The organism is Streptomyces sp. NPDC046805 (assembly GCF_040645355.1).
Taxonomy (GTDB): domain Bacteria; phylum Actinomycetota; class Actinomycetes; order Streptomycetales; family Streptomycetaceae; genus Streptomyces.
Genome location: NZ_JBEYYC010000008.1, coordinates 62,683 through 85,060 on the forward strand (window position 1 = coordinate 62,683; position 22,378 = coordinate 85,060).

The window sequence follows — 22,378 nt, forward strand, 5'->3', positions numbered from 1 at the left end:
TCGGCGGCTGGATAGGCTGGGCGCATGACAAGCGAGCTGCTCGACCAGGCCCTCGTCGAGGAGGCCACCAAGAAGTCCGGCCTCATCTGGGTCAAGGGCGCCGGGGTGCCCGCCCCTCGGGTGCTGTGGCACGCCTGGCACGAGGGCGCGGCCTGCGTGGTCGGCGACGGGCCCGGGGAGCAGCCGCTGACCGGACTGGCCGACGGCGGCTCGGCCGAGGTGGTCGTCCGCAGCAAGGACAAGGGCGGCCGGCTGGTCGACTGGACGGCGACGGTGGCCGAACTGGCACCGGGCTCCCCCGAGTGGGAGGCGACGGTGGCCGAGCTGAAGGGCAAGCGCCTCAACGCGTCCGACGGCGAGGCCATGACCGAGCGCTGGGCGCGCGAGTGCCGGGTGCTCCGCCTGGTGCCGACGGGCCGGACGACTCCGCTGCCCGACGGTTCCCTCGCCGAGCCCCCGATGCCGACCCCGGCGACGACGCGCCGGCCGATCCCCGCGGGCCTGCCGCGGCTGCTCCTGAAGCGGCGCAAGAGGAACAAGAGGAAGTAGGGCGCCTCACCTCGTAGGCCGCTCCGCGCGCGGACCGGGCCCCGGCCGACGCCCGCCGCCCCTAAGGCCTCCTACGACGACGGCAGCTGGCCGCCGTAGTCCACGGTGTCGTTCTTCGCGGGCTCCGTGAGGGCGAAGTCCTTGCCCCATTCGGAGAAGCTGAGCGTCCCCGCGCCGCCGCCGCGGACCAGGCGGAGCGGATACGGCTTGCCCTCCAGGGAGACGTCGAGGGTGCCGCCGGAACCCTGGTCGCCGGTGACGCGGACGGTGCGGGTGCCGGCCTGCTCGTGGTAGCCGTCCTTGGCCGGCTTGCCGTGCAAGGACAGAAGGCTGCCGAGGAGCACGCCCTTGTCCGTGAAGACGCTGAACTTCTTGTACACGGGGTCGCCCTGCGGCACCTTCACGTACTTGCCGCCCAGCTTGTCCGCGGCCGCCGCGCCCCCGCCGTCCGCCTTGTGCCAGAAGCCCGCGTCGGCCTTCAGATAGAGCTCCTTCCCGATCCGCAGCATCCGGAAGGTCGTCCCCTTCGAGGTGACCGAGCCCGTCCCGCCGTCGGACTTCAGGCGCACGTCGAGCGCGTACGAGCGCCCGCTGGCCACCACGGTCCCCGACAGCCGCACCGCACCGGCCGCGTCCGCCGCCGCGACGGTCTTCGCCTGGATCTTGTCCGCGGCCAGCTTGCCCACGCCGTTGGTGCCGGCGTCCGGGTCCCCGTCGCCCCCGCATCCCGCGAGCACCGCCGTTCCCGTCACCACCAGAGCGCACGTCGCGGCCAGCGGCGCGGCCCGGCGGGTTCGGCCCTGCAAAACCACAGAGCCCTGGGAAGTCACAGTCACGGGCGGGGCTGCCTTTCTGACGGGTCCTGAGCAGCGTACGCAGCGTACCGGGGGCGCAGCGGCCGTTCGGAGCCAGTCCGTCCGGACCGCTCACCAGGGCGTGCCCGATCAGGACGGGCTAGCCTGAAGCCCATTGAGCGGGCAATTCGGAAAAGGAGCGCGATCCGCAGCACTTCGGATGTGAAGACAGCCGCACTTCGGACATGAAGGGCGTCGCAAGAGGTCGCAAAGGGTCGCAAACGGTCGCAAGAGGCCGTAAAGGAAGGAGAGCCATGGCAGCCGGCGCTCCCCGGATCTTCGTCTCGCACCTCGCCGGTGTCCCCGTCTTCGATCCGAACGGCGATCTGGTGGGCCGTGTACGGGACGTGGTCGTCATGCTGCGTGTCGGGCGGCGGCCCCCGCGGGTGCTCGGCCTGGTCGTCGAACTGCCCACCCGGCGCCGCATCTTCCTGCCCATGACCCGCGTGACCGGCATCGAGTCCGGCCAGGTCATCAGCACCGGTGTGCTCAACGTGCGCCGCTTCGAGCAGCGGCCCACCGAACGCCTCGTCTTCGGGGAACTGCTCGACCGGCGCGTCAAGCTCGTCGAGACCGACGAGGAGGTCACCGTCCTGGACCTGTCCATGCAGCAGCTGCCGGCCCGCCGGGACTGGGAGGTCGACCGCGTCTTCGTACGGAAGGGCAGGAAGGGGGGCGCCTTCCGACGGGCCAAGGGCGAGACGCTCACCGTGGAGTGGTCGGACGTCGCCGGGTTCTCCCTGGAGGAGCACGGGCAGGGCGCCGAGAGCCTGCTCGCCACCTTCGAGCAGCTGCGCCCCGCCGACCTCGCCAACGTGCTGCACCACCTCTCCGCCAAGCGCCGCGCCGAGGTCGCCGCGGCCCTCGACGACGACCGCCTCGCCGACGTCCTGGAGGAGCTGCCCGAGGACGACCAGATCGAGATCCTCGGCAAGCTGAAGGAGGAGCGCGCGGCGGACGTCCTGGAGGCCATGGACCCGGACGACGCGGCCGACCTGCTCGCCGAGCTCCCGGAGGCCGACAAGGAGCGGCTGCTGAGCCTGATGGAGCCCGACGACGCGGCGGACATGCGGCGCCTGATGCAGTACGAGGAGCACACAGCCGGCGGCCTGATGACCACCGAGCCCATCGTGCTGCGGCCCGACGCCACCGTCGCCGACGCCCTCGCCCTCATCCGGGACCCCGACCTGTCCCCCGCCCTCGCCGCCCAGGTGTACGTCTGCCGACCGCCCGACGAGACCCCGACCGGCAAGTACCTGGGCACCGTCCACTTCCAGCGCCTGCTGCGCGACCCGCCGTACACCCTGGTCAGCTCGCTGATCGACGACGAGCTCCAGACGCTCGCCCCCGACGCCGCGCTGCCCGTCATCGCCGGGTTCTTCGCCGCATACGACATGGTCGCGGGGCCCGTCGTCGACGAGTCCGGCTCGCTGCTGGGCGCGGTGACCGTGGACGACGTACTGGACCACATGCTGCCCGAGGACTGGCGGGAGACGGAGTACCACCTCGACGAGGAGCCGGCCGGCGGGGCGGGCGAGGGGGCGAGCACGCATGGCTCCTGAGCGCGAGAGCACCCGCGAGCGCACGCCCACGGGCGCCACCGCCGCACCGCGCCCGCGCGCCCGGCTCGACCAGCCACGCCCCCCGCGGCGCCGGATCGTGCCCGAATTCGACCCGGAGGCCTTCGGTCGGTTGTCGGAAAAGATCGCGCGCTTCATCGGCACCGGGCGGTTCCTCGTCTGGATGACGGTCGTGATCATCGTGTGGGTGGTGTGGAACGTCGCCGTACCGGGGCGCCTGCGCTTCGACGAGTTCCCGTTCATCTTCCTGACGCTGGCCCTGTCCCTGCAGGCCTCCTACGCGGCCCCGTTGATCCTGCTCGCGCAGAACCGGCAGGACGACCGCGACCGGGTCAACCTCGAACAGGACCGCAAGCAGAACGAGCGGTCGATCGCCGACACCGAGTACCTGACCCGCGAGATCGCCTCCCTGCGCATGGGCCTGGGCGAGGTGGCGACCCGGGACTGGATCCGCTCCGAGCTGCAGGATCTGGTCAAGGAGGTGGAGGAGAAGCGGCGCCACGACGGGCACGCCCCCTTCCCCGCGGAACGGCCGGAGCACCCGGAGCGCACGGAGCGGTCCGGACGCTCCGAACGGCCACAACGGCCGGACCGCCCGCCCGGACGTGACGCAGACGACCGCTGACAGGTCTTACGAAGGCCCCCACCGAGCGCCGTACCATCGTCCTATGGCTACGGAAGACGCGGTGCGCGAGGCACTGGCGACGGTGAACGACCCCGAGATCAACCGCCCCATCACCGAACTCGGGATGGTCAAATCGGTGGAGATCGGCGAGGACGGTGCGGTCGCGGTCACCGTGTATCTGACGGTCTCCGGCTGTCCGATGCGCGAGACCATCACGCAGCGGGTGACCGAGGCGGTCTCCCGCGTCGACGGCGTCACCCGCGTCGACGTCACGCTCGACGTGATGAGCGACGAGCAGCGCAAGGAGCTGGCGAACGCCCTGCGCGGCGGCCAGGCCGAGCGCGAGGTGCCCTTCGCCAAGCCGGGCAGTCTCACCCGTGTGTACGCGGTCGCCTCCGGCAAGGGCGGCGTCGGCAAGTCCTCCGTGACGGTGAATCTCGCGGCGGCGATGGCGGCCGACGGTCTGAAGGTCGGTGTCGTCGACGCCGACATCTACGGCCACAGCGTGCCGCGCATGCTCGGCGCCGACGGCCGGCCGACGCAGGTCGAGAACATGATCATGCCCCCTTCGGCCAATGGCGTGAAGGTCATCTCCATCGGCATGTTCACCCCGGGCAACGCCCCGGTCGTGTGGCGCGGCCCGATGCTGCACCGCGCGCTCCAGCAGTTCCTGGCGGACGTGTGGTGGGGCGACCTGGACGTCCTGCTCCTGGACCTGCCGCCCGGGACCGGCGACATCGCCATCTCCGTGGCCCAGCTGATCCCCAACGCCGAGATCCTGGTCGTGACGACGCCTCAGCAGGCGGCCGCCGAGGTGGCCGAGCGGGCCGGTTCGATCGCCGTCCAGACGCACCAGAAGATCGTGGGCGTCGTGGAGAACATGTCGGGGCTCCCCTGCCCCCACTGCGACGAGATGGTCGACGTCTTCGGCACGGGCGGCGGCCAGTTGGTCGCCGAGGGGCTGAGCCGCACCACGGGTACGACGGTCCCGGTCCTCGGCTCCATCCCCATCGACGTCCGCCTGCGCGAGGGCGGCGACGAGGGCAAGCCGATCGTCCTGACCGACCCGGACTCCCCGGCGGGCTCTGCCCTGCGGGCGATCGCGGGCAAGCTCGGCGGACGCCAGCGCGGCCTGTCGGGGCTGTCGCTCGGGATCACCCCGAAGAACAAGTTCTAGGGCTGAGAAGAGTTCTGGAACTTCCAGGACACAAGGCCGTATGACGAAGGGGCGCCGCTGGTGAGCGGCGCCCCTTCGTCATGCGTCAGCACGCGTCGTCACGCGTCGTCGCGTAAAAGCCTCACTCGTACGTGTTGATGTCCTTGATCATCGAGAACGCGAGGCCGTACGCGCTCATCCCCCTGCCGTACGCGCCCAGGTGCGCCCCTTCCTGCGTCGACCCGGCGAGGACCCAGCCGAACTCGGACTCGCGGTAGTGGAAGGGCGTCGGCACGCCGTCGACCGGCAGGGAGAGCGTCGACCAGGCCGGGCCGGAGAGATCGTCGGCCAGGATCCAGGCCGTCTCCGTCTGCTGCTCCAGCCAGTCGTCCCGCAGCGTGTGGTCCATCTGCCCGGGCCAGGTGAAGGTCAGCAGCCCCACACCGGCCAGCCAGGCCGCCGAGGACACCGACGTGGCCTCCATCAGCCCCGTGCCGTCGGCGCTGCGCCGTACGGGATGTGCGGCCACGGTGACGACGACCGCGAACTTCTCGCGGGGGTCGGTCGCGGACGCCGTGTGCTCGTTGCGTACGGACGGTTCGTCGCCGTGCCCGGTCGAACCGTGCTCGACGGCGCCGTCGGCCGTCACACCGACCTGCATCAACCAGCGCGGCCCCGTGAAGGCCTCGTCGAGGCCGTACCAAGGGAAGGGCGCCAGCAGGTAGCCGTCGACCGTGCGCCGGGCCGAGGGGAACTGCTGTCCGCCCTGCGCACCGGACGCCTGCGCGACCGCCCCACTTGTCGTCTCCATGTGCCCGGACGCCTCCTCGCTCTCGTCGGACCGGGACGGCCCGCCCCCCTTCGGGCGTTCTCGTCCGGTCCGCACAACAACTCGGCAGCATAGCCACCCCAGTCGGAGCGGCAGGGAAAACGCCCGGCGCGTGCGGCGTCCATACGGCCGGTTTCACGCCGTGCGCGCCCCGCGCGCCGTATGAAACGCGTCACGTCCGACGTAAAACGCTGTCATGTCCGATCACAACACGCCACGTGGCGACGGAAACGCGCCACGCCCGTGCGAGAACGCGTAGACGCCCCTGCGGGAACGCGTTACGTACCGACGGGAACGCGCCACGTCCCCGCGGGGGCGGCTACGACGCTCAGGTGGCCTCCGCGTCGAAGGGCGGGCGCTCGTCCTTGCCCGGATCCTCGGGCTTCTTGGTCATGTCGACGCGGCGGCCGGAGGAGCCCGGGTCAGTGGCCTCGGCCATCTCCTTCTTCAGGTCGAAGCCGTTGCGGATCTCCTTGATCCCCAGCTCGTCGCTGTCCATCTGCTTGCGGATGAACGTCTTGGGGTTGAGGTCCTCGAACTCGAAGTCCTTGAACCCCGGGCCGAGTTCCTCGCGAATGTCGTGCTTGGCGCTCTCCGAGAACTCGCGGATCTTCCGGATCGTCCGCATGGCGTCCTGGATGACCTTGGGGAGCTTGTCGGGACCGAAGACGAGCACGGCGAGCACGATGATCGTCACCAGCTCGAGCGGTCCTATGTCATTGAACACCTGAAGCTCCTTGCGATGTCCTCGGCCTCGGCCCCTCCGCGGTCTACGGTGCGGGGCTTCCGTGGTCCGGGCCGGGTCCACGGTACCCGGCACACCTGTCCGACCGGTACCGTCCCGAGCTGTCCGAGTGGGTACGGTGGGCCGGTTTTCCGGGATATTTGCCATGTGGGGCCATGGGCGGGGCCCTGACCTGTGAGTTTCCGGCCAGCGACGGGCGGTTCCCGTCGGCCGCGTCGGCCGCGTCGGCCCCGTCAGCCGCGGTCGGACGAGCCGAGCACCAACGTGACCTGTTTCTTGCGGCCGTCGCGCTCGACGGCCAACAGCAGGCGCTCGCCGGGACGGTGGGCCCGGGTCCTGGCTATCAGTTCCTCGCCGGAGTGGACGCGCTGCCCGTCGGCCGCCGCGATGACATCGCCCGCTTCCAGCCCGGCCAGATCTCCCGGGCCTCCCGTGGTGATCGCGGGGCCCCCGGCGCCGCCCTTGGTGGCGATGCGGGCGCCGTCCCCGGTGTACCCCATGTCGAGGGTGACGCCGATGACCGGGTGGGTCGCCCTGCCCTTGTTGATCAGCTCCTCGGCGACGCGCTTGGCCTGGTTGACGGGAATCGCGAAGCCGAGGCCTATGGAGCCGGCCTGGCCGCCCTCCGGGTCGGAGGCGTTGTCGGCGGAGCGGATGGCGGAGTTGATGCCGACGACACGGGCCTTCGAGTCGAGCAGCGGTCCCCCGGAGTTGCCCGGGTTTATGGGCGCGTCGGTCTGCAGCGCGTCCACGTACGACACGTCGCTGCCGCTGCCGCCCTCCGTGCCCTCGCCGCCCGCGGTGACGGGCCGCTCCTTGGCGCTGACGATGCCGGAGGTGACGGTGTTGGCGAGGTCGAAGGGGGCGCCGATGGCGACGACGGGGTCGCCGACCCGGACGTTGTCGGAGTTGCCGAGGGGCAGCGGTGTGAGCCCGTGTACGTGGCGGACCCGGACGACGGCGAGGTCGTAGCCGCTGTCCCGGCCGACGACCTCGGCCTTGACGCTCTGGCCGCCGCTGAACGTCACGGTCACCTCGCCGCCCGAGCCGGCCGGCTCGACGACGTGGTTGTTGGTGAGGATGTCGCCGCGCGCGTCGAGGACGAAGCCGGTGCCGGTGCCCTGTCCGCTGTCACCGCTCACGTGCAGCGTGACGACGCTGGGCAGCGCCCGGGCCGCGATCCCGGCCACGCTGTCCGCGGGCCGCCCGGTGGCCTCGCGGCCCGCCTGCGGCAGCTGTATGTCCCCCACACCACCGTTGCGATCGAGATAGGCGCCCATCACACCGCCCGCGCCCCCGGAGGCCAGAACCAGCGCCAGAGCACCCCCGACAAGAGCCTTCCGAGCCCGCCTGCGCCGCTGCTCGTCGCTGAGCACGACGGCACCGTTCTGCTGGAGGGGGACGGCGGCAGCCGGGGCGGCCCAGGGGTCGTAGCGGTGCCAAGGGTCGGGAGGCGGGGCGACGGTCGTTTCCGGTGGCGCGGGGGGCGTCTCCGGGGCCGCGTCGACCGGGGCCGGGGCCGCGCGGGTCGCCTCCGGTGCTGCGCCGGTCGCCTCCGCCGCCGCCCCGGACACAGCCGCGGGTGCGCCCGCAGGCGCCGGGACAACAGACTCCCCGGAGGGCCGCTCCAGCTCGAAGTCGCCCTCCGTGCTCAGCCCGACGTCGCCGTCCGAACTCGGCTTGAGCTCCCCCTGGGAGTCGTCAGACACCACGCCCTTGCTCATGCTCTCCCCACAGCCGGCCGCGGAACGTCGACTCCGCGCACGGCACTCCGTGGCGGGCACGGCCCACCCTGGATTCAACCAGGTTCGCCCACAGCCGCGCAGAGCCTGTCAGGGAGCGGAACCTGTCAGGGCGTGGCGGACGGGTCGGCGAGGGATGCGGCGAGCAGGCCGGGGGTGGCGACCTCGGGCGCGGTGGCCCAGGAGGTCAGGGTGATCGGCGAGGCGTCGAGCGGACGTATCAACGGGGACATGACGGCCGCGCCGGCCACCACCGGCGTGGTCAGGGTGTGCAGGACGTCGGGGTCCTGCCCGGTGACGGCGGACGACGCCCCGGGCAGCAGGGGCGCGGAGGCCATGATCGGGGCCACCGGGCTCGCACCGGGCGACGTGCCCTGCACGAGCAGCGGCCCCGCCGGGCGGCGGCGCGCGGACTCGGGCGGGCTCGCCCCACCCGTACCCGCCGTACCGGCGATGCCTGCCGTACCTGCCGTACCTGCCGAACGAGCCGGCGTCATGTTGCTCTCCGTGCCCGAGCCGCCGCGGGCGTCCACGGTCGTGCCACCGGGGAAGCCCGAGGTCACACCGCCCAGGGCGACCGCGGCCAGCGACACCGCGCCCGCGGCGACGAATGCGAACCGCATCCCGCGCGAGGCGGACCGGTCGGCGTCCGGGCGGCCGACGGGGTGGATACGGAAGCCTCGGTCCGCGGACGGGGACGGGGCGTGAGGGCCGACGGGGACATAGCCGAACTCGAACCGGTCTTCGCGGCCCACGCCGAAGACGCCGGCGTCGGAGGCAGGCCCGGAAAGGCGGCCGGGGAGTCCGCCCCCGCCGAGCCGCGAACCGCCGCCGCCCGGGTCACCGCCGGGAAGCCCCTGGAGACGGGCCAGAAAGCTCTCGGAGGGCGGTGGGGGTGCCGCCTCCGCGAAGACGTTCTTCAGTCGGCGCTGGGCGTCCGCCTCCGCCTTGCACCGGGCGCAGGTGGCGAGATGGGCGAGGACGCGCTCGCGCGAGTCATGACCGAGCTCTCCGTCCACCAGGGCGGAGAGACGGTCTCCGAGGTGCTGTTCTGCGAAGCGTCCCTCCGCAGGTTTCGGCCATGATCCACTCACGCGGGCGCGCCCCCTCCTCCCAGGACGGGAACGCGCGGCACGAAGGAGCGGGAACGCCGCTCGGCGGCCCGCGCCTGCGGCGAACGGTGGGCAAGGGCCTTGCGGAGCTGGGAGCGGCCGCGGTGGATACGCGAGCGGACCGTGCCGAGCTTCACGCCGAGGGTCGTGGCGATCTCCTCGTACGACAGCCCCTCGATGTCGCACAGGACGACCGCGGCGCGGAACTCCGGCGCGAGGGTGTCGAGGGCCTGCTGGACGTCGGCGTCGAAGTGCGCGTCGTTGAGGACCTGCTGCGGGGTGGGCTCACGGCTGGGCAGCCGCTCCGCCGCGTCGTCGCCGAGGGCGTCGAAGCGGATGCGCTGCTTGCGCCGGACCATGTCCAGGAAGAGGTTCGTGGTGATGCGGTGCAGCCAGCCCTCGAAGGTGCCCGGCGTGTACGTGGACAGGGAGCGGAAGACCCGGACGAAGACCTCCTGGGTGAGGTCCTCGGCGTCGTGCTGGTTGCCCGTGAGGCGGTAGGCCAGGCGGTAGACACGGCCGCTGTGCGTGCTGACGATCTCGTCCCAGGTGGGCGGAGTCCATGCCTGGCCGTCCGTGTTGGTGGCGAAGGTCGCGGTCTGGGCCTCGCCCGCGGCGGAACCGGTGGCGTGGCTGTGGTCAGCAGCGGTGTCGTTCACGGATTTCGGCCTGCCCGCCGATCCGAGAAAGCGCCGTAGCACTCCTCCGCGATCCACAGGCGCAGCCGCACCTCCCCTGTCGGCTCTGGTGGTGTCCAGCGGAGCCCCTACCATAGCCACCTCGCCCGTTAGCTCCGGATAAGCGGTTTTACGAGAATTTGATCTGGGCTGACAGGGCTCATGCGGCTGCGTCAGCACTTGCTCGACATCCTTGTCCACCTCTTACCCCCCGTCGAGTCCCGCACCTCTCACTCAACCCTTTAAACGCCCGGTCCCATCAGCGAGTTCCCACAGCCAACGGATACAGTCACGCCCAGGCAACCACGGGGACAGGAGAGGGCCATTACCGGCAACCGGCAGACGAGCTGGGCGTTCGCCGACGCCTTTGTCGCCGAGGACGAAGCGCTGCTGTGGGCCCGTGACCGGGCCCGCGACGCGGGGCTGCGCTCGGTGACGCCCAGCACGGGCGCTGCGCTGCGGTTGCTCGCCGCCACCGTGGACGCGAAGGCGGTGGCGGAGATCGGTACCGGCTGCGGGGTGTCCGGGCTCCATCTGCTGTGCGGCATGCGCCCGGACGGCGTGCTGACCACGGTGGATCCCGAACCGGAGCACCAGCAGTTCGCCCGGCAGGCCTTCCGCGCCTGCGGCTTCGCCAGCAACCGGGCCCGCTTCATCCCGGGCCGCGCACTGGACGTGCTGCCCCGGCTCGCGGACGCCGGCTACGACCTCGTCTTCTGCGACGGCGACCGGCTGGAGTACCTCGACTACCTAGCTGAATCGTTGCGCCTGCTGCGGCGGGGCGGTCTGGTGGTCTTCGAGGGCGTCTTCACCAACGGCCGCACCGTGGACTCGGGACCGCAGCCCACCGAGGTGCTGCGGGTGCGGGAGCTGCTGCGGACGGTGCGGGAGAGCGAGGAGCTGCTGCCGTCGCTGCTGCCGGTGGGCGACGGGCTGCTGTGCGCCGTGAAGCTCTGACCAGCGGAGCCACGGCGGGAATCCCCCTGAGAACGCGGCTGCCCCAGCACCGCAGGGTGCCGGGGCAGCCGAAAAGGCTATGGTCGCTTGTGCGTCAGACGACGACCTTCTTGAGCGCGTCGCCCAGCGCCTCGGCCTCGTCAGGGGTCAGCTCGACGACGAGCCGACCGCCGCCTTCGAGCGGAACGCGCATGACGATGCCCCGCCCCTCCTTGGTCACCTCGAGCGGGCCGTCACCCGTCCGCGGCTTCATGGCCGCCATGCTCGTTCCCCTTCCTGAAACCAGCTCATTGTCAGCCGACGGCCCCGGGAAGGGCGGGCGCGGCCCGTAAGGGACACGCGACACCGGCGTCGAACACATTGCTTCCAAGCCATTATCCCGCATCTCAGGACCCGATGACCAACATCAGTCGGCATCGCTTGCGCAACGCGCGCGAGCAAAACCACTCAATTCGGCGAAGTGGCTGCGATACTGCGTCGCCGCATCGTCACTCATCGACACCCACCGACCTGATCGGGCCGAAATTTCTTTGACGCAGGTCACATGTCCGCCTCGGCCCATGTACGGCGATCTCCGCCATGCTGTCCTTCAGACATCGACGTACCGGCCGGTACGTCGGACCCGTGAGACCGGAGGGAACGTGCCATGGCCGACACCGTGCTCTACGAGGTGAGCGACGGGCTCGCGACGATCACGCTGAACCGCCCCGAGGCGATGAACGCGCTGAACGTCGCGACCAAGGTCGCCCTCCGGGACGCGGCCCGGACCGCGGCCGACGACGACGCCGTACGGGCGGTGCTGCTGACCGCGGCCGGGGACCGGGCGTTCTGCGTGGGCCAGGACCTCAAGGAGCACATCGGACTGCTGGCCGCCGACCGCGAGTCGGGATCGGGACAGACGATGAGCACCGTGAGCGAGCACTACAACCCGATCGCCCGGGCCCTCGCCGGGGCGCCGAAGCCGGTCGTCGCCGCGGTGAACGGCGTCGCGGCCGGGGCGGGCTTCGGCTTCGCCCTCGCGGCGGACTTCCGGGTGGTGGCGGACACGGCGTCCTTCAACACGTCGTTCGCCGGGGTGGCCCTGACCGCCGACTCCGGGATCTCGTGGACGCTGCCGCGGGCCATCGGGCCGGCGCGCGCCGCCGACCTGCTGCTCTTCCCGCGCAACATCAGCGCCCAGGAGGCGTACGACCTCGGGATCGCCCAGCGCGTCGTGCCCGCCGGTGAGCTGCGGGCGGAGGCCGAGAAGATCGCCCGGAAGCTCGCCGCGGGACCGACCGTGGCGTACGCGGCGCTGAAGGAGTCGGTGGCGTACGGGCTCACGCACTCCCTCGACGAGACGCTGGAGAAGGAGGACGAGCTGCAGACGCGCGCGGGCCGGTCCGAGGACCACGCGATCGCGGTGCAGGCCTTCGTCAACAAGGAGAAGCCGAAGTACCTCGGCCGCTGACGTGACCGGGGCCGCTGACGCCCGGGGCACGGCCCCGGCCGGCGCTCAGCCGGCCGGGCGCCCCCGTGCGACGCAGTCGGCCAGGTGGTCGTCGACCAGGCCGCACGCCTGCATCAGCGCGTAGGCCGTCGTCGGCCCGACGAAACGCAGGCCGCGCTTCTTCAATGCCTTCGACAGGGCCGTCGACTCGTCCGTGACCGCCGGGACGTCCTCGAGCGTCCGCGGGGCGGGGCGGCGGTCCTGATCGGGGGCGTACGACCAGATCAGACCGTCCAGTTCGCCCGGGGACCACTCGGTGAGCACGCGCGCGTTGCCGAGCGTCGCGTCGATCTTCGCGCGGTTGCGGATGATGCCGGGGTCGCCGAGGAGCCGCTCGCGGTCCTCGTCGGTGAAGGCCGCGACCTTGGCGATCTGGAAGTCGGCGAAGGCGGTACGGAAGCCCGGGCGGCGGCGCAGGATCGTGATCCAGGACAGGCCCGACTGGAAGGCCTCCAGGCTGAGCCGCTCGAAGAGGGCGTCGTCGCCGTGGACCGGGCGGCCCCACTCCTCGTCGTGGTACGCCACGTAGTCCTCGGTGGACAGGGCCCAGGGGCAGCGCAGCGCGCCGTCCGGCCCGGCCAGGGCGCCTCGGTCGCTCACTGCTCGTCCTCCTGTCCGGGCTTGTCCAGCGGACCGCGCCTGCCGGACCGGGCGCCGGCCAGGGCCGTCTCCAGGTCGGCGATACGGGCGTCGCGCTCGGCGAGTTCCGCGGCGAGACGGCCGAGGGCGTCGTCCACGTCCACCATGCGGTAGCCGCGCGCGGCGAGCGGAAAGCGGAGGCTCTCCACGTCCGCGCGGCCCACCGGCCGGTCCGGCGGCAGCGGGTCGTGCAGCCGCTCGGGCGCCGCCTCCGGCAGCGGACCGCTCTCGCCGCCGCCCACCACGGCGAGCGTCACCGCGGCGACCACCACGGCGAGCGCGACGACCAGGAACAAGAACATGACCATCGCTGGGCCCCCACGCTCGGTGTGCTCGTTGTGCTCATTGTCGAATGTGTCAGGCTCCGATCGTGCCATGCGACGCTGACAGTCAGGGTCGCGGCCGGACGTAGTCGGGACACCGGACCGGACGAAGCCGGGACGTAGGACCGGACGAAGCCGGGACGTAGGACCGGATGCATCCGGAACACGGGACCCGACGTATGCCGGGACGCAAGAGACGCAAGAGGAAGAGGTCACAGGGGATGCTCAGGCTGGGCAAGCGGGAATTCGAGCCGCACGAGCCGGTGATCATGGCGATCGTGAACCGGACCCCGGACTCCTTCTACGACCAAGGTGCCACCTTCCGCGACGAGCCGGCGCTGGCGCGCGTGGAGCAGGCGGTGGCCGACGGAGCCGCGATCATCGACATCGGCGGGGTGAAGGCCGGGCCCGGCGAGGAGGTCACGGCCGAGGAGGAGGCGCGCCGGACGGTCGGCTTCGTGGCCGAGGTCCGGCGGCGGTTCCCGGACGTGATCATCAGCGTGGACACCTGGCGGGCCGAGGTCGGCGAGGCCGTCTGCGAGGCCGGTGCCGACCTGCTGAACGACGCGTGGGGCGGGGTGGACCCCGGGCTCGCGGAGGTCGCCGCCCGCTACAAGGTGGGTCTCGTCTGCACGCACGCGGGCGGCGTGGAGCCGCGGACGCGGCCGCACCGGACGACGTACGACGACGTCATGGCCGACATCCTCGACGTGACCGTGGGACTGGCCGAGCGGGCGGTGTCGCTGGGCGTGCCGAGGGAGTCGGTGCTGATCGATCCCGGGCACGACTTCGGGAAGAACACGCGGCACAGCCTGGAGGCGACCCGGCGGCTGGACGAGATGGTGGCGACCGGCTGGCCGGTGCTGGTGTCCCTGTCCAACAAGGACTTCGTCGGGGAGACGCTGGACCGGCCCGTGAAGGAGCGGCTGATCGGGACGCTGGCGACGACCGCGGTGTCGGCGTGGCTGGGCGCGCAGGTCTACCGCGTGCACGAGGTGGCAGAAACCCGCCAGGTCCTGGACATGGTGGCGTCGATCGCCGGTCACCGGCCCCCGGCGGTGGCCCGCCGGGGACTGGCCTAGCCGAAGGGCCGGGGAGGCCGGCCGGTCGGCGGTCGGCCTCCCCGGACGGTCAGCGGGCGGCCTCCTTGGACACGAGGGCCACCGCCTCCTCCACGTCGTCCGTCACGTGGAACAGCATCAGGTCCGTCCCCGAGGCGTTGCCCTTGGCGATCACGGTGTTGCGCAGCCAGTCGACGAGGCCGCCCCAGTACTCGGTGCCGAAGAGGACGATGGGGAAGCGGGTGACCTTCTCGGTCTGGACCAGGGTGAGGGCCTCGAAGAGTTCGTCCAGGGTGCCGAGGCCGCCCGGCAGGACCACGAACCCCTGCGCGTACTTCACGAACATCATCTTGCGGACGAAGAAGTAGCGGAAGTTCAGGCCGATGTCGACGTAGGGGTTCAGCCCCTGCTCGAAGGGCAGCTCGATGCCGAGGCCGACCGAGATGCCGCCCGCCTCCAGGGCCCCCTTGTTGGCGGCCTCCATGACGCCGGGGCCACCCCCGGTGATCACGGCCCAGCCCGCCTCGACCAGGGCCCGGCCCAGCAGCACCCCGTCCTGGTACTCCGGCGATCCCACCGGCGTACGCGACGAGCCGAACACGCTGATGGCGGGGGGAAGCTCGGCCAGGGTGCCGAACCCCTCGATGAACTCCGACTGGATGCGCAGGACCCGCCAGGGATCGGTGTGGACCCAGTCCGAGGGGGCTCGCTCGTCCAGCAGGCGCTGGTCGGTGGTGCTCGGCGTCACCTGACCGCGTCGTCGGAGGACCGGTCCCAGGCGCTGCTCCTCCGGCGGCCGCTGCTTGCCCTCGGGGTTGCCAGTAGGCATATACGCTCCCTCCGCGATCGGGGCCCCTCCCTTGCCCGCGTGCTCCTGCTCCTGCGAAACCGCGAGCTCGGGAAGGACTTTCCACCTCAGCGTAGATCCACCCGGGTTACGGAGGGGGGACGTCCGCATGTCCGCCACGAAGCGCCACGCCCACCGGCTCGGCCCACCTCGGCCCCGCTCGGCCCGACTCGGCTCAGTCGGTCAGCCACGCCCTCAGGCGGGCCTCCCCCGCCAGGATCTTCCCCGTCTCCACCCGCTCGTCCCGCTTGTGCGCCAAGTGCGGGTTGCCGGGGCCGTAGTTGACGGCCGGGATGCCGAGCGAGGAGAAGCGGGAGACGTCCGTCCAGCCGTACTTGGGCCGCGGCACACCCCCGACCGCCTCGATGAAGGCCGCCGCGGCCGGGTGGGAGAGGCCGGGGAGCGCGCCGCCGCTGAGGTCGTCCACGACGAACTCCTCCACGCCGCAGCCCGCGAAGACCTCCCGGACGTGGGCGATGGCCTCCTCCTCCGTACGGTCGGGCGCGTAACGGAAGTTGACCGTGACCACGCACTCGTCGGGGATGACGTTTCCCGCCACCCCGCCCGTGATGCCCACGGCGTTCAGGCCCTCGCGGTACTCCAGGCCGTCGATCACCGGGTAGCGCGGCTCGTACGACGCCAGGCGGGCCAGGATCGGGGAGGCGGCGTGGATCGCGTTGGAACCCATCCAGCCGCGCGCCGAGTGGGCACGCTCGCCCTTCGTCTTCAGCAGGACGCGCAGGGTGCCCTGGCAGCCGCCCTCGACCTCGCCGTCCGAGGGCTCCAGCAGGACCGCGAAGTCGCCTTCCAGCCAATCGGGATGGACCTCGGCGACGTGCTTGAGGCCGTTCAGCTCGGCCGCGACCTCCTCGTTGTCGTAGAAGACGAAGGTCAGGTCGCGGTTGGGGGCGGGGACCGTCGCCGCGATGCGCAGTTGGACCGCCACTCCGGCCTTCATGTCGCAGGTGCCGCAGCCCCACAGGACGCCGTCGGCGTCGAGGCGCGAGGGGACGTTGTCCGCGATCGGCACCGTGTCGATGTGACCGGCCAGGATCACGCGCTCGGGCCGGCCCAGGTTCGTGCGGGCGATCACGTTGTTGCCGTACCGGTCGACCGTCAGGTGCGGCAGGGCGCGCAGAGCGGCCTCGATCGCGTCGGCAAGGGGCTTCTCCGTGCCGCTCTCCGAGGGGAAGTCGACGAGCTGCGCGGTGAGCGCCGCGGCGTCCAGCGTGAGGTCAAGCGTGGTATCGGCCATGGTGCCGACCCTAACGCGCCACCGGGTCGAGCACTGTTCATCGCGGGTTCACGCCCTCCTCCACTCCGAGCGCGGGCGCCCCTTGGCGCTCCAGTACCGTGTACGCGTGCCAGAGCCGACCTCCACCACCCCCAAGCGTCGCGGCCGCCTCTTCCGATTCGGTGCGGCCTTCGTGGTCCTGTGCGCCCTCGCGGGCTACCTCGTGGTGCAGTACGTCACCGGCGGCACGGGGGCTCCGGGCTGCAAGGTGGTCTCCGGCCAGCAGGGCGACGCGGAGTCGTACGAGTTCACGCCCGAGCAGGCGGTGAACGCGGCGACGATCGCCGCCGTCGGCACCGGCCGCCGCATGCCCGAGCGGGCCATCGCCATCGCGCTCGCCACGTCCCTCCAGGAGTCGGCCCTGCGCAACATCCAGCACGGCGACCGGGACTCGCTGGGCCTGTTCCAGCAGCGGCCCTCGCAGGGCTGGGGCACCGACAAGCAGATCATGGACCCGACGTACGCGGCGGGCATCTTCTACGAGCACCTGTCGAAGGTGCCGGGCTACATGGAGCTTCCGCTCACGGTCGCCGCGCAGCACGTGCAGCGCAGCGGCTACCCCGAGGCCTACGCCAAGCACGAGCCGGACGCCACGCTGCTGGCCGCGGCCCTGACCGGGCAGACGACGGCCACGCTGACCTGCGACGGCCGCCCGGAGACCACCGCCCAGGCGACGGCCGTGGAGGGCAGCGCGAGCGCGGCCACGGGCACCGATGCGGTACGGGCCGCGCTGGTACGGGACTTCGGGCGCGACGCGTTCCAGGAGACCGGCGCGGAGGTGGGCGGCACGACGACGCCCGCGGCCACGCCGACCCGGGCGTCGTCCCCCACGTCCTCCCCGACGCCGACCCCGACCGTGACCGCACGGGCGCACGGGCGGACCGTGACCGTGCCGGTGCCCGAGGGTGCGCGGACCGACGCGACCGGGCGCAGCGAGGAGGCGCGCGGCTGGCAGCTCGCGCACTGGGCGGTGGCCAACTCCTCGGCGCTGCACATCGAGCGGGTGGCGTACGCCGGGCGTGAGTGGACCGCCGGGAGCACGAACAGCCAGTGGCGTACGACCGGTACGGCGGGTGGCGGCGGTGCGGAGGCCTCGGCCGGGGACGTTCGCATCGTGACCGCGCAGTAGACCCAGCTGTAGCCCCAGCCGTAGAGACTCGGCTGCAGACCGCGCAGCCGTACGACAGGTCGCCTTCAAGGGTTACTTCACGCACCTCGGGCCCAAGGGTGCGCAGGTTTTCGCCCGGTCACTCTCGTGACAGTCAAAGCCCTTGGAAACAAAGAGGCGGAAGGATCCTGCAGGCGCGACCCGCGGACTCTCTTTGCCCGTTTTTATCCACAACCGATAATGCGACGCGTTATCAATTCTTTACCTTTGGGCTCCGCAACCTTCGCGGGCTTCGAGCGGTAGTCACTGCGTCCGAGCCCGGACGATCAACAGCGGTAAACGGCGCCGGAAAACAGCGCTGGGGACCTCAACTTCCGGGCACCGCAGGACGGTTCACTGTTCGGTTCACTGTTCTCCCGTCGAATGGAGCATCATGTCCCTCCCTCTGACCCGCCGGATCGCCCGTGCCGCGCTGCTCGTCGCAGCGGGAGCGGCCGCCGGGGTCGGTGCGGCCGGCTCCGCCAGCGCGGCGCCGAGTCTCCCGGCCACCCCGAACCTCGGCGGGCTGACCGCCCTGGACGGAGCGAGCGTCGGCAACACCCTGGACGGTGCGGCGCGGAACGTCACCGGTGTCGTCGGCGACGCGGGCGGCGCGGCGGTCAAGAAGGCGGTGCCGGTCGCGGGCAAGACCGGCGGCAAGGCCGTGAAGAAGGCCGCGCCCGCGGCGCAGAAGGCCGCGGGCGACGTGGCGGGCTCGGCCGGGAACATCCTCGGTGGCACGACCAAGTCGGCCACCAAGGGCGGGCTGCCCACGGGCTCGCTCACCAAGGGCGGGCTGCCTGGAGGGGCGCTGCCCACTTCTTCGCTGCCTACCTCTTCGCTGCCGCTGGGCTGAGACTCCTGCCGCGCGCACACCTTTTTTGGCTCTTTCGCCTTCGGGGCGCCTCAGCCGGTGTCGAGGGTGCGATCGTGCTCAGCCCTTCGGGCCTCCGTGCGTTCGCACCCTCGACACCGGCGCGCCCCTACGGCTCTTTCGCGGCCGACGCGTGGGGACACGTGATGTTGGTGGGCCCTGACTGTGGGTTGGTGTGAGCTGGTTGGGCGTCCACAGGTCTGTAGAACGTTCCCGCCGTGGTGGGGGTGGCTACTTGGTCAGCCTGGCCACCGCGGCCGCGATGCGCTCGTCCGTGGCCGTCAGGGCCACGCGTACGAACTTCTCGCCCGCCTCGCCGTAGAAGTCGCCCGGTGCCACCAGGATGCCCAGGTCGGCCAGGTGGGCCACCGTCTCCCAGCAGGACTCGTCGCGGGTCGCCCACAGGTAGAGGCTGGCCTCGCTGTGCTCGATGCGGAAGCCGTGGGCCAGCAGGGCCTCGCGGAGGGCCGTGCGGCGGGTGGCGTAGCGCTGGCGCTGTTCCTGGACGTGGGTGTCGTCGGACAGGGCCGCTACGACCGCCGCCTGTGTGGGCGCCGACGTCATCATGCCGCCGTGCTTGCGGATCTCCAGGAGGGGGCCCAGGACGGCCGGGTCGCCGGCGAGGAAGGCGGCGCGGTAGCCCGCCAGGTTCGAGCGCTTCGAGAGCGAGTGGACGGCCACGATGCCGTCGTACGAGCCGCCGTTCACGTCCGGGTGCAGGACCGAGACCGGGTCGGCCTCCCAGCCCAGTTCGAGGTAGCACTCGTCCGACACGAGCAGCACGCCGTGCTCGCGGGCCCAGGCGACGATGCGGGTCAGCTCCTCCTTGGAGAGGACCTTGCCCGTGGGGTTGGACGGCGAGTTCAGCCAGAGGAGCTTGAGGTTCGTCGGGTCCAGGTCGGTCGGGTCGTCGTAGACCTCGTGGTCGGATCGGGCCAGGCGGGCGCCCACCTCGTAGGTCGGGTACGCCAGGCGCGGGTAGGCCACCTTGTCACCGGGGCCGAGGCCCAGCTGGGTGGGGAGCCAGGCGACCAGTTCCTTGGAGCCGACGATCGGCAGGACGTGGCGGTGGGTGACCTCGCGGGCGCCCAGACGGCGCTCCAGCCAGCCGGTGATCGCGTCGCGCAGTGCCGGGGTGCCCCAGACCGTCGGGTAGCCCGGAGAGTCCGCCGCGTCGATCAGGGCCTTCTGGATCAGGTCGGGCACCGGGTCGACCGGGGTGCCTACGGAGAGATCGACGATGCCGTCCGGGTGCGCGGCGGCCGTCTTCTTGTACGGCTCCAGCTTGTCCCAGGGGAAGGTGGGCAGGCGGTCGGATACTGCGGACACGGAGGTTCTCGCTCGCTTTCGTCTGGTGCGGCAAACGCCTCGGTCCCGTGCGGCGCCGATCGGGAAGCGATCAGGCCGTACGGGACCGAGGCGGCACGATGTGCGGGCCGCCGATGCGGGTTACTCGGCCTGCGGCGGCAGAGCGGCGATGACGGGGTGATCACGCTCGATCAGCCCGAGCTTGCTGGCGCCACCGGGAGAGCCGAGCTCGTCGAAGAACTCGACGTTCGCCTTGTAGTAGTCCTTCCACTCCTCCGGCACGTCGTCCTCGTAGAAGATCGCCTCGACCGGGCAGACCGGCTCACAGGCACCACAGTCGACGCATTCGTCCGGTTGGATGTACAAGGACCGCTGGCCCTCGTAGATGCAGTCGACCGGGCACTCCTCGATGCACGCCTTGTCCTTCACGTCGACACAAGGCTGCGCGATGACGTAGGTCACGCTGTCGTTCCTCCTCGATAGGGCGCTGGCGGGCCTCCGTAGGCTCCGCCGCCTGGCGCGCGGGAGCGCGGCGTCGTCGATGCCCGCCCCTAGTATCTCCGTTCTTGGGCATGATCCGAACAGGAGGGGTGAACAGACCCGTGGAAATCTCTGGCGCCGGACGCTTCGAGGTTCGTATCACCGCTGCTGACGTGGGCAAACGAGTCTCGGTACGACGTCTCAACGAGGCCGAAACGCCGGGTGAGAAGTTCACCGACACGGTGGGTGTTCTCGCATCGTGGGACGACGGCGTGCTGTTGATCACACAACGGGACGGGCGGAGTGTCCGGATCCCGGAATCCATGCTGGTGGCGGGCAAGGTGGTGCCGGCGGCTCCGGCGCGGCGGCGCGGTCCGTCGGCCACCTACGCGGAACTCGCGCACGTCACGTCCCGCGCGTGGCAACCGGTGGAGCACGAGCGGCTGGGCGAGTGGGAGTTGCGGGCCGCCGGCGGGTTCACGCGGAGAGCGAACAGCGTGCTGCCGCTCGGCGACCCGGGCCTTCCGCTCGACGCGGCCCTTCGGTCCGTACGACGCTGGTACGGCGAGCGCGGGCTGCCCGCGTTCATCCAGACCGCGACCGGCGCCGAGGACACGCAGGAGCTGCTCTGCGCGGAGCTGGAGCGGCGCGGCTGGGTGCGCGAGGTGACCGCCGAGGTGTGGATCGGGGCGCTGGCCCCGATCGCGGACCGGGCTGAGGGCGCCGACGTCCTGCTGTCCCGGGAGGCGGACGAGACCTGGCTCGAGCGGTACCACCGAAAAGGGGTGAGCGAGGTGGCCCTGCGGGTGTTGGACAGCGGACCGTCGGTATGGTTCGCCACCGTGCCCGGCGCGGGCGGGGGTGCCCCGGCCGCGATCGGGCGGTGTGTCGTGGACGGACGGTGGGCCGGGTTCACCGCCGTCGAGGTGGATCCCGCGCTACGGCGGCAGGGGCTGGCCACGGACGTCATGACCGCGCTGGCCCGCCGGGCGCTCGACGAGGGTGCCTCGGCGGCGTGGCTCCAGATCGAGACGGACAACGGAGGGGCACGGGAGATGTACGCCGGGATGGGGTTCTCCGTGCACCACGCGTACCAGCACTATCGGGAGCCGCAGGGCGCCTCACCTGCCGCATCCGCCGCGGGGCAGTCCGCTCCCGGTGTCGGCCGGTAGGCCGGATCGTCGTAGGTACGGATCTCAACGGTCGTCACGGTCGTCGTGGAAGGGCACGAGCCTGCTATGCGTCCCCCCAACCCCCCAACCCCCGAACGGTCGGCCGAGCTGCGGCAGCGCTTCGCCGAGGAGGCGCGGTCGGGCCGGCCCGACCTGTCGGCGCTGTGTCTGCTGCTCGGCGCGGAGGCGGACGGCTCGCTGGACGAGGCGGGCATGGACGGCGCGCAGATGGAGCTGGACCGGCTGGCCGGAGAGCTGCCGTACCGGCCCGGCGGGCCGCTGGCCTGGGCCACCGCGCTGCACCGGCTGCTCGGTGTGCGCTACGGGTTCGGCGGCTCGGCGGCCGACTACCGGCATCTTGAGTCCTCGCTGCTGCACGAGGTGCTGCGGCGGCGGCGCGGGCTGCCCATCCTGCTGTCGGTGGTGTGGATCGAGGTGGCGCGGCGGGCGGGCGCTCCGGTGTACGGGGTCGCGCTGCCGGGGCACTTCGTGGTCGGGTTCGGGCCGGTGGAGGAGCAGGTGCTGGCCGATCCCTTCGACGGGGGGCGGGTGCTGACGGGGACGGACGCCGAGTTGCTCGTCACGGGGGCCACGGGGGCGCCGCTGGACCCGTCCATGCTGACGCCCGCCGATCCGCTCGACGTCGTCCTGCGCGTCCTGAACAACATCCGGGCGTGGGCCGCGGCCCGGCCCGAGCGCTCCGACGTGGGGCTGTGGGCGGTGGAGCTGTCGTTGCTGCTGCCGTCGCACCCGGCCCGGCTGCGCTACGAGCGTGCCCAACTCCTCGTCCAGCGCGGTGACTTCCTCGCCGGTGCCGCCGAACTGGATGCCTACGCGGACGTGGTGGCGGCGGTGGACGAGCCGACCGCCCAGGGCATGCGCCGTCAGGCGCACGCGGCGCGGGCGAAGCTCAACTGA

General features: G+C 71.7%; 24 protein-coding genes. 11 read left to right on the top strand and 13 right to left on the bottom strand.

Features of this window, described 5'->3' with window-relative positions; genetic code table 11:
- Positions 1 to 24 precede the first annotated feature (24 nt).
- Entirely contained in the window at positions 25 to 549 is a 525-nt protein-coding gene (locus ABZ910_RS11120) for a hypothetical protein (RefSeq protein WP_361361924.1), read from the top strand.
- A gap of 71 nt (positions 550 to 620) precedes the next feature.
- Here ABZ910_RS11120 and ABZ910_RS11125 read toward each other — a convergent pair whose 3' ends face one another.
- Entirely contained in the window at positions 621 to 1,304 is a 684-nt protein-coding gene (locus ABZ910_RS11125; RefSeq protein WP_361362264.1) for a hypothetical protein, read from the bottom strand.
- A 353-nt stretch (positions 1,305 to 1,657) separates the two neighbouring features.
- Here ABZ910_RS11125 and ABZ910_RS11130 point away from each other — a divergent pair, with 353 nt between their 5' ends.
- Genes ABZ910_RS11130 through ABZ910_RS11140 form a run of 3 tightly spaced genes read left to right on the top strand, consistent with a single transcriptional unit; the run spans position 1,658 to position 4,785 of the window.
- Positions 1,658 to 2,965 (top strand): CBS domain-containing protein, encoded by a 1,308-nt coding sequence (locus ABZ910_RS11130; RefSeq protein WP_361361926.1) that lies wholly within the window; start codon positions 1,658 to 1,660, stop codon positions 2,963 to 2,965.
- Positions 2,955 to 3,608: a DUF1003 domain-containing protein gene (locus ABZ910_RS11135; protein ID WP_361361928.1), complete on the top strand. Its 654-nt coding sequence runs from the start codon at positions 2,955 to 2,957 to the stop codon at positions 3,606 to 3,608. The genes ABZ910_RS11130 and ABZ910_RS11135 overlap by 11 nt, the downstream gene beginning before the upstream one ends.
- A gap of 43 nt (positions 3,609 to 3,651) precedes the next feature.
- Positions 3,652 to 4,785: an Mrp/NBP35 family ATP-binding protein gene (locus ABZ910_RS11140; RefSeq protein WP_361361930.1), complete on the top strand. Its 1,134-nt coding sequence runs from the start codon at positions 3,652 to 3,654 to the stop codon at positions 4,783 to 4,785.
- 121 nt (positions 4,786 to 4,906) lie between these two features.
- Here ABZ910_RS11140 and ABZ910_RS11145 read toward each other — a convergent pair whose 3' ends face one another.
- From ABZ910_RS11145 to sigE, 5 genes are all read right to left on the bottom strand, one after another.
- Positions 4,907 to 5,575, bottom strand: a complete 669-nt coding sequence (locus ABZ910_RS11145) for a hypothetical protein (RefSeq protein WP_361361932.1) — start codon at positions 5,573 to 5,575, stop codon at positions 4,907 to 4,909.
- Positions 5,576 to 5,921: 346 nt separating this feature from the next.
- Positions 5,922 to 6,320 (bottom strand): sec-independent translocase, encoded by a 399-nt coding sequence (locus ABZ910_RS11150; RefSeq protein WP_361361934.1) that lies wholly within the window; start codon positions 6,318 to 6,320, stop codon positions 5,922 to 5,924.
- 251 nt (positions 6,321 to 6,571) lie between these two features.
- The gene (locus tag ABZ910_RS11155) at positions 6,572 to 8,062 is read right to left on the bottom strand and encodes a trypsin-like peptidase domain-containing protein (protein WP_361361936.1); all 1,491 of its coding nucleotides are present in this window, start codon (positions 8,060 to 8,062) and stop codon (positions 6,572 to 6,574) included.
- 125 nt (positions 8,063 to 8,187) lie between these two features.
- Positions 8,188 to 9,174 carry an anti-sigma factor gene (locus ABZ910_RS11160; RefSeq protein ID WP_361361938.1) on the bottom strand — a complete coding sequence of 329 codons (987 nt, stop codon included), beginning with the start codon at positions 9,172 to 9,174 and terminating at the stop codon, positions 8,188 to 8,190.
- The gene (sigE, locus tag ABZ910_RS11165; protein WP_361362266.1) at positions 9,171 to 9,893 is read right to left on the bottom strand and encodes an RNA polymerase sigma factor SigE; all 723 of its coding nucleotides are present in this window, start codon (positions 9,891 to 9,893) and stop codon (positions 9,171 to 9,173) included. Before sigE ends, ABZ910_RS11160 begins: the two co-directional genes overlap by 4 nt.
- 234 nt (positions 9,894 to 10,127) lie before the next feature.
- On the opposite strand from sigE, the gene ABZ910_RS11170 reads away from it, so the two are divergent.
- On the top strand, positions 10,128 to 10,826 hold the full coding sequence (locus ABZ910_RS11170) for an O-methyltransferase (RefSeq protein WP_361362269.1): 699 nt from the start codon (positions 10,128 to 10,130) through the stop codon (positions 10,824 to 10,826).
- Positions 10,827 to 10,920: 94 nt separating this feature from the next.
- Here ABZ910_RS11170 and ABZ910_RS11175 read toward each other — a convergent pair whose 3' ends face one another.
- Complete coding sequence (locus ABZ910_RS11175; RefSeq protein WP_018544333.1) at positions 10,921 to 11,088, bottom strand: DUF3117 domain-containing protein; 168 nt, start codon at positions 11,086 to 11,088, stop codon at positions 10,921 to 10,923.
- Between the two features lie 384 nt (positions 11,089 to 11,472).
- Here ABZ910_RS11175 and ABZ910_RS11180 point away from each other — a divergent pair, with 384 nt between their 5' ends.
- Positions 11,473 to 12,276 carry an enoyl-CoA hydratase-related protein gene (locus ABZ910_RS11180; protein ID WP_361361940.1) on the top strand — a complete coding sequence of 268 codons (804 nt, stop codon included), beginning with the start codon at positions 11,473 to 11,475 and terminating at the stop codon, positions 12,274 to 12,276.
- A 45-nt stretch (positions 12,277 to 12,321) separates the two neighbouring features.
- Here the strand turns inward: ABZ910_RS11180 and ABZ910_RS11185 are convergent, their stop codons facing one another.
- Both ABZ910_RS11185 and ABZ910_RS11190 read right to left on the bottom strand, forming a co-directional pair.
- On the bottom strand, positions 12,322 to 12,915 hold the full coding sequence (locus ABZ910_RS11185) for a DNA-3-methyladenine glycosylase I (protein WP_361361942.1): 594 nt from the start codon (positions 12,913 to 12,915) through the stop codon (positions 12,322 to 12,324).
- The gene (locus tag ABZ910_RS11190; RefSeq protein WP_361361944.1) at positions 12,912 to 13,262 is read right to left on the bottom strand and encodes a DivIVA domain-containing protein; all 351 of its coding nucleotides are present in this window, start codon (positions 13,260 to 13,262) and stop codon (positions 12,912 to 12,914) included. Before ABZ910_RS11190 ends, ABZ910_RS11185 begins: the two co-directional genes overlap by 4 nt.
- Before the next feature lie 236 nt (positions 13,263 to 13,498).
- Here ABZ910_RS11190 and folP point away from each other — a divergent pair, with 236 nt between their 5' ends.
- The gene (gene folP / locus ABZ910_RS11195) at positions 13,499 to 14,359 is read left to right on the top strand and encodes a dihydropteroate synthase (protein WP_361361946.1); all 861 of its coding nucleotides are present in this window, start codon (positions 13,499 to 13,501) and stop codon (positions 14,357 to 14,359) included.
- Positions 14,360 to 14,408: 49 nt separating this feature from the next.
- Here folP and ABZ910_RS11200 read toward each other — a convergent pair whose 3' ends face one another.
- Together ABZ910_RS11200 and dapE are read right to left on the bottom strand one after the other, a co-directional pair.
- Positions 14,409 to 15,167, bottom strand: coding sequence for a TIGR00730 family Rossman fold protein (locus ABZ910_RS11200; protein ID WP_361361948.1), 759 nt, complete (start codon positions 15,165 to 15,167; stop codon positions 14,409 to 14,411).
- Positions 15,168 to 15,360: 193 nt separating this feature from the next.
- Complete coding sequence (gene dapE / locus ABZ910_RS11205; protein WP_361361950.1) at positions 15,361 to 16,440, bottom strand: succinyl-diaminopimelate desuccinylase; 1,080 nt, start codon at positions 16,438 to 16,440, stop codon at positions 15,361 to 15,363.
- Positions 16,441 to 16,546: 106 nt separating this feature from the next.
- Between dapE and ABZ910_RS11210 the strand changes: the two genes are divergently transcribed.
- Together ABZ910_RS11210 and ABZ910_RS11215 are read left to right on the top strand one after the other, a co-directional pair.
- On the top strand, positions 16,547 to 17,608 hold the full coding sequence (locus tag ABZ910_RS11210; protein ID WP_361361952.1) for a heavy metal transporter: 1,062 nt from the start codon (positions 16,547 to 16,549) through the stop codon (positions 17,606 to 17,608).
- A gap of 412 nt (positions 17,609 to 18,020) precedes the next feature.
- Entirely contained in the window at positions 18,021 to 18,482 is a 462-nt protein-coding gene (locus tag ABZ910_RS11215; protein ID WP_361361954.1) for an ATP-binding protein, read from the top strand.
- Between the two features lie 249 nt (positions 18,483 to 18,731).
- On the opposite strand, the gene ABZ910_RS11220 is transcribed toward ABZ910_RS11215, so the two are convergent.
- Both ABZ910_RS11220 and fdxA read right to left on the bottom strand, forming a co-directional pair.
- Positions 18,732 to 19,829: a bifunctional succinyldiaminopimelate transaminase/glutamate-prephenate aminotransferase gene (locus ABZ910_RS11220; RefSeq protein WP_361361956.1), complete on the bottom strand. Its 1,098-nt coding sequence runs from the start codon at positions 19,827 to 19,829 to the stop codon at positions 18,732 to 18,734.
- Positions 19,830 to 19,949: 120 nt separating this feature from the next.
- A complete protein-coding gene (gene fdxA / locus ABZ910_RS11225) occupies positions 19,950 to 20,270 on the bottom strand; it encodes a ferredoxin (RefSeq protein WP_361361958.1) in 321 nt (106 codons plus the stop codon).
- Between the two features lie 140 nt (positions 20,271 to 20,410).
- On the opposite strand from fdxA, the gene ABZ910_RS11230 reads away from it, so the two are divergent.
- Both ABZ910_RS11230 and ABZ910_RS11235 read left to right on the top strand, forming a co-directional pair.
- On the top strand, positions 20,411 to 21,460 hold the full coding sequence (locus ABZ910_RS11230; RefSeq protein ID WP_361361960.1) for a GNAT family N-acetyltransferase: 1,050 nt from the start codon (positions 20,411 to 20,413) through the stop codon (positions 21,458 to 21,460).
- A 66-nt stretch (positions 21,461 to 21,526) separates the two neighbouring features.
- On the top strand, positions 21,527 to 22,378 hold the full coding sequence (locus ABZ910_RS11235; RefSeq protein ID WP_361361962.1) for a transglutaminase-like domain-containing protein: 852 nt from the start codon (positions 21,527 to 21,529) through the stop codon (positions 22,376 to 22,378).

What these genes read in the sequence shown, in the direction of transcription:
- ABZ910_RS11120 (WP_361361924.1), top strand. Translation starts at nt 25, where the DNA reads ATGACAAGCGAGCTGCTCGACCAGGCCCTCGTCGAGGAGGCCACCAAG.
- ABZ910_RS11130 (WP_361361926.1), top strand. Translation starts at nt 1,658, where the DNA reads ATGGCAGCCGGCGCTCCCCGGATCTTCGTCTCGCACCTCGCCGGTGTC.
- ABZ910_RS11135 (WP_361361928.1), top strand. Translation starts at nt 2,955, where the DNA reads ATGGCTCCTGAGCGCGAGAGCACCCGCGAGCGCACGCCCACGGGCGCC.
- ABZ910_RS11140 (WP_361361930.1), top strand. Translation starts at nt 3,652, where the DNA reads ATGGCTACGGAAGACGCGGTGCGCGAGGCACTGGCGACGGTGAACGAC.
- ABZ910_RS11145 (WP_361361932.1), bottom strand. Translation starts at nt 5,575, where the DNA reads ATGGAGACGACAAGTGGGGCGGTCGCGCAGGCGTCCGGTGCGCAGGGC.
- ABZ910_RS11155 (WP_361361936.1), bottom strand. Translation starts at nt 8,062, where the DNA reads ATGAGCAAGGGCGTGGTGTCTGACGACTCCCAGGGGGAGCTCAAGCCG.
- ABZ910_RS11175 (WP_018544333.1), bottom strand. Translation starts at nt 11,088, where the DNA reads ATGGCGGCCATGAAGCCGCGGACGGGTGACGGCCCGCTCGAGGTGACC.
- ABZ910_RS11180 (WP_361361940.1), top strand. Translation starts at nt 11,473, where the DNA reads ATGGCCGACACCGTGCTCTACGAGGTGAGCGACGGGCTCGCGACGATC.
- ABZ910_RS11190 (WP_361361944.1), bottom strand. Translation starts at nt 13,262, where the DNA reads ATGGTCATGTTCTTGTTCCTGGTCGTCGCGCTCGCCGTGGTGGTCGCC.
- folP (WP_361361946.1), top strand. Translation starts at nt 13,499, where the DNA reads ATGCTCAGGCTGGGCAAGCGGGAATTCGAGCCGCACGAGCCGGTGATC.
- ABZ910_RS11200 (WP_361361948.1), bottom strand. Translation starts at nt 15,167, where the DNA reads ATGCCTACTGGCAACCCCGAGGGCAAGCAGCGGCCGCCGGAGGAGCAG.
- dapE (WP_361361950.1), bottom strand. Translation starts at nt 16,440, where the DNA reads ATGGCCGATACCACGCTTGACCTCACGCTGGACGCCGCGGCGCTCACC.
- ABZ910_RS11215 (WP_361361954.1), top strand. Translation starts at nt 18,021, where the DNA reads ATGTCCCTCCCTCTGACCCGCCGGATCGCCCGTGCCGCGCTGCTCGTC.
- ABZ910_RS11235 (WP_361361962.1), top strand. Translation starts at nt 21,527, where the DNA reads ATGCGTCCCCCCAACCCCCCAACCCCCGAACGGTCGGCCGAGCTGCGG.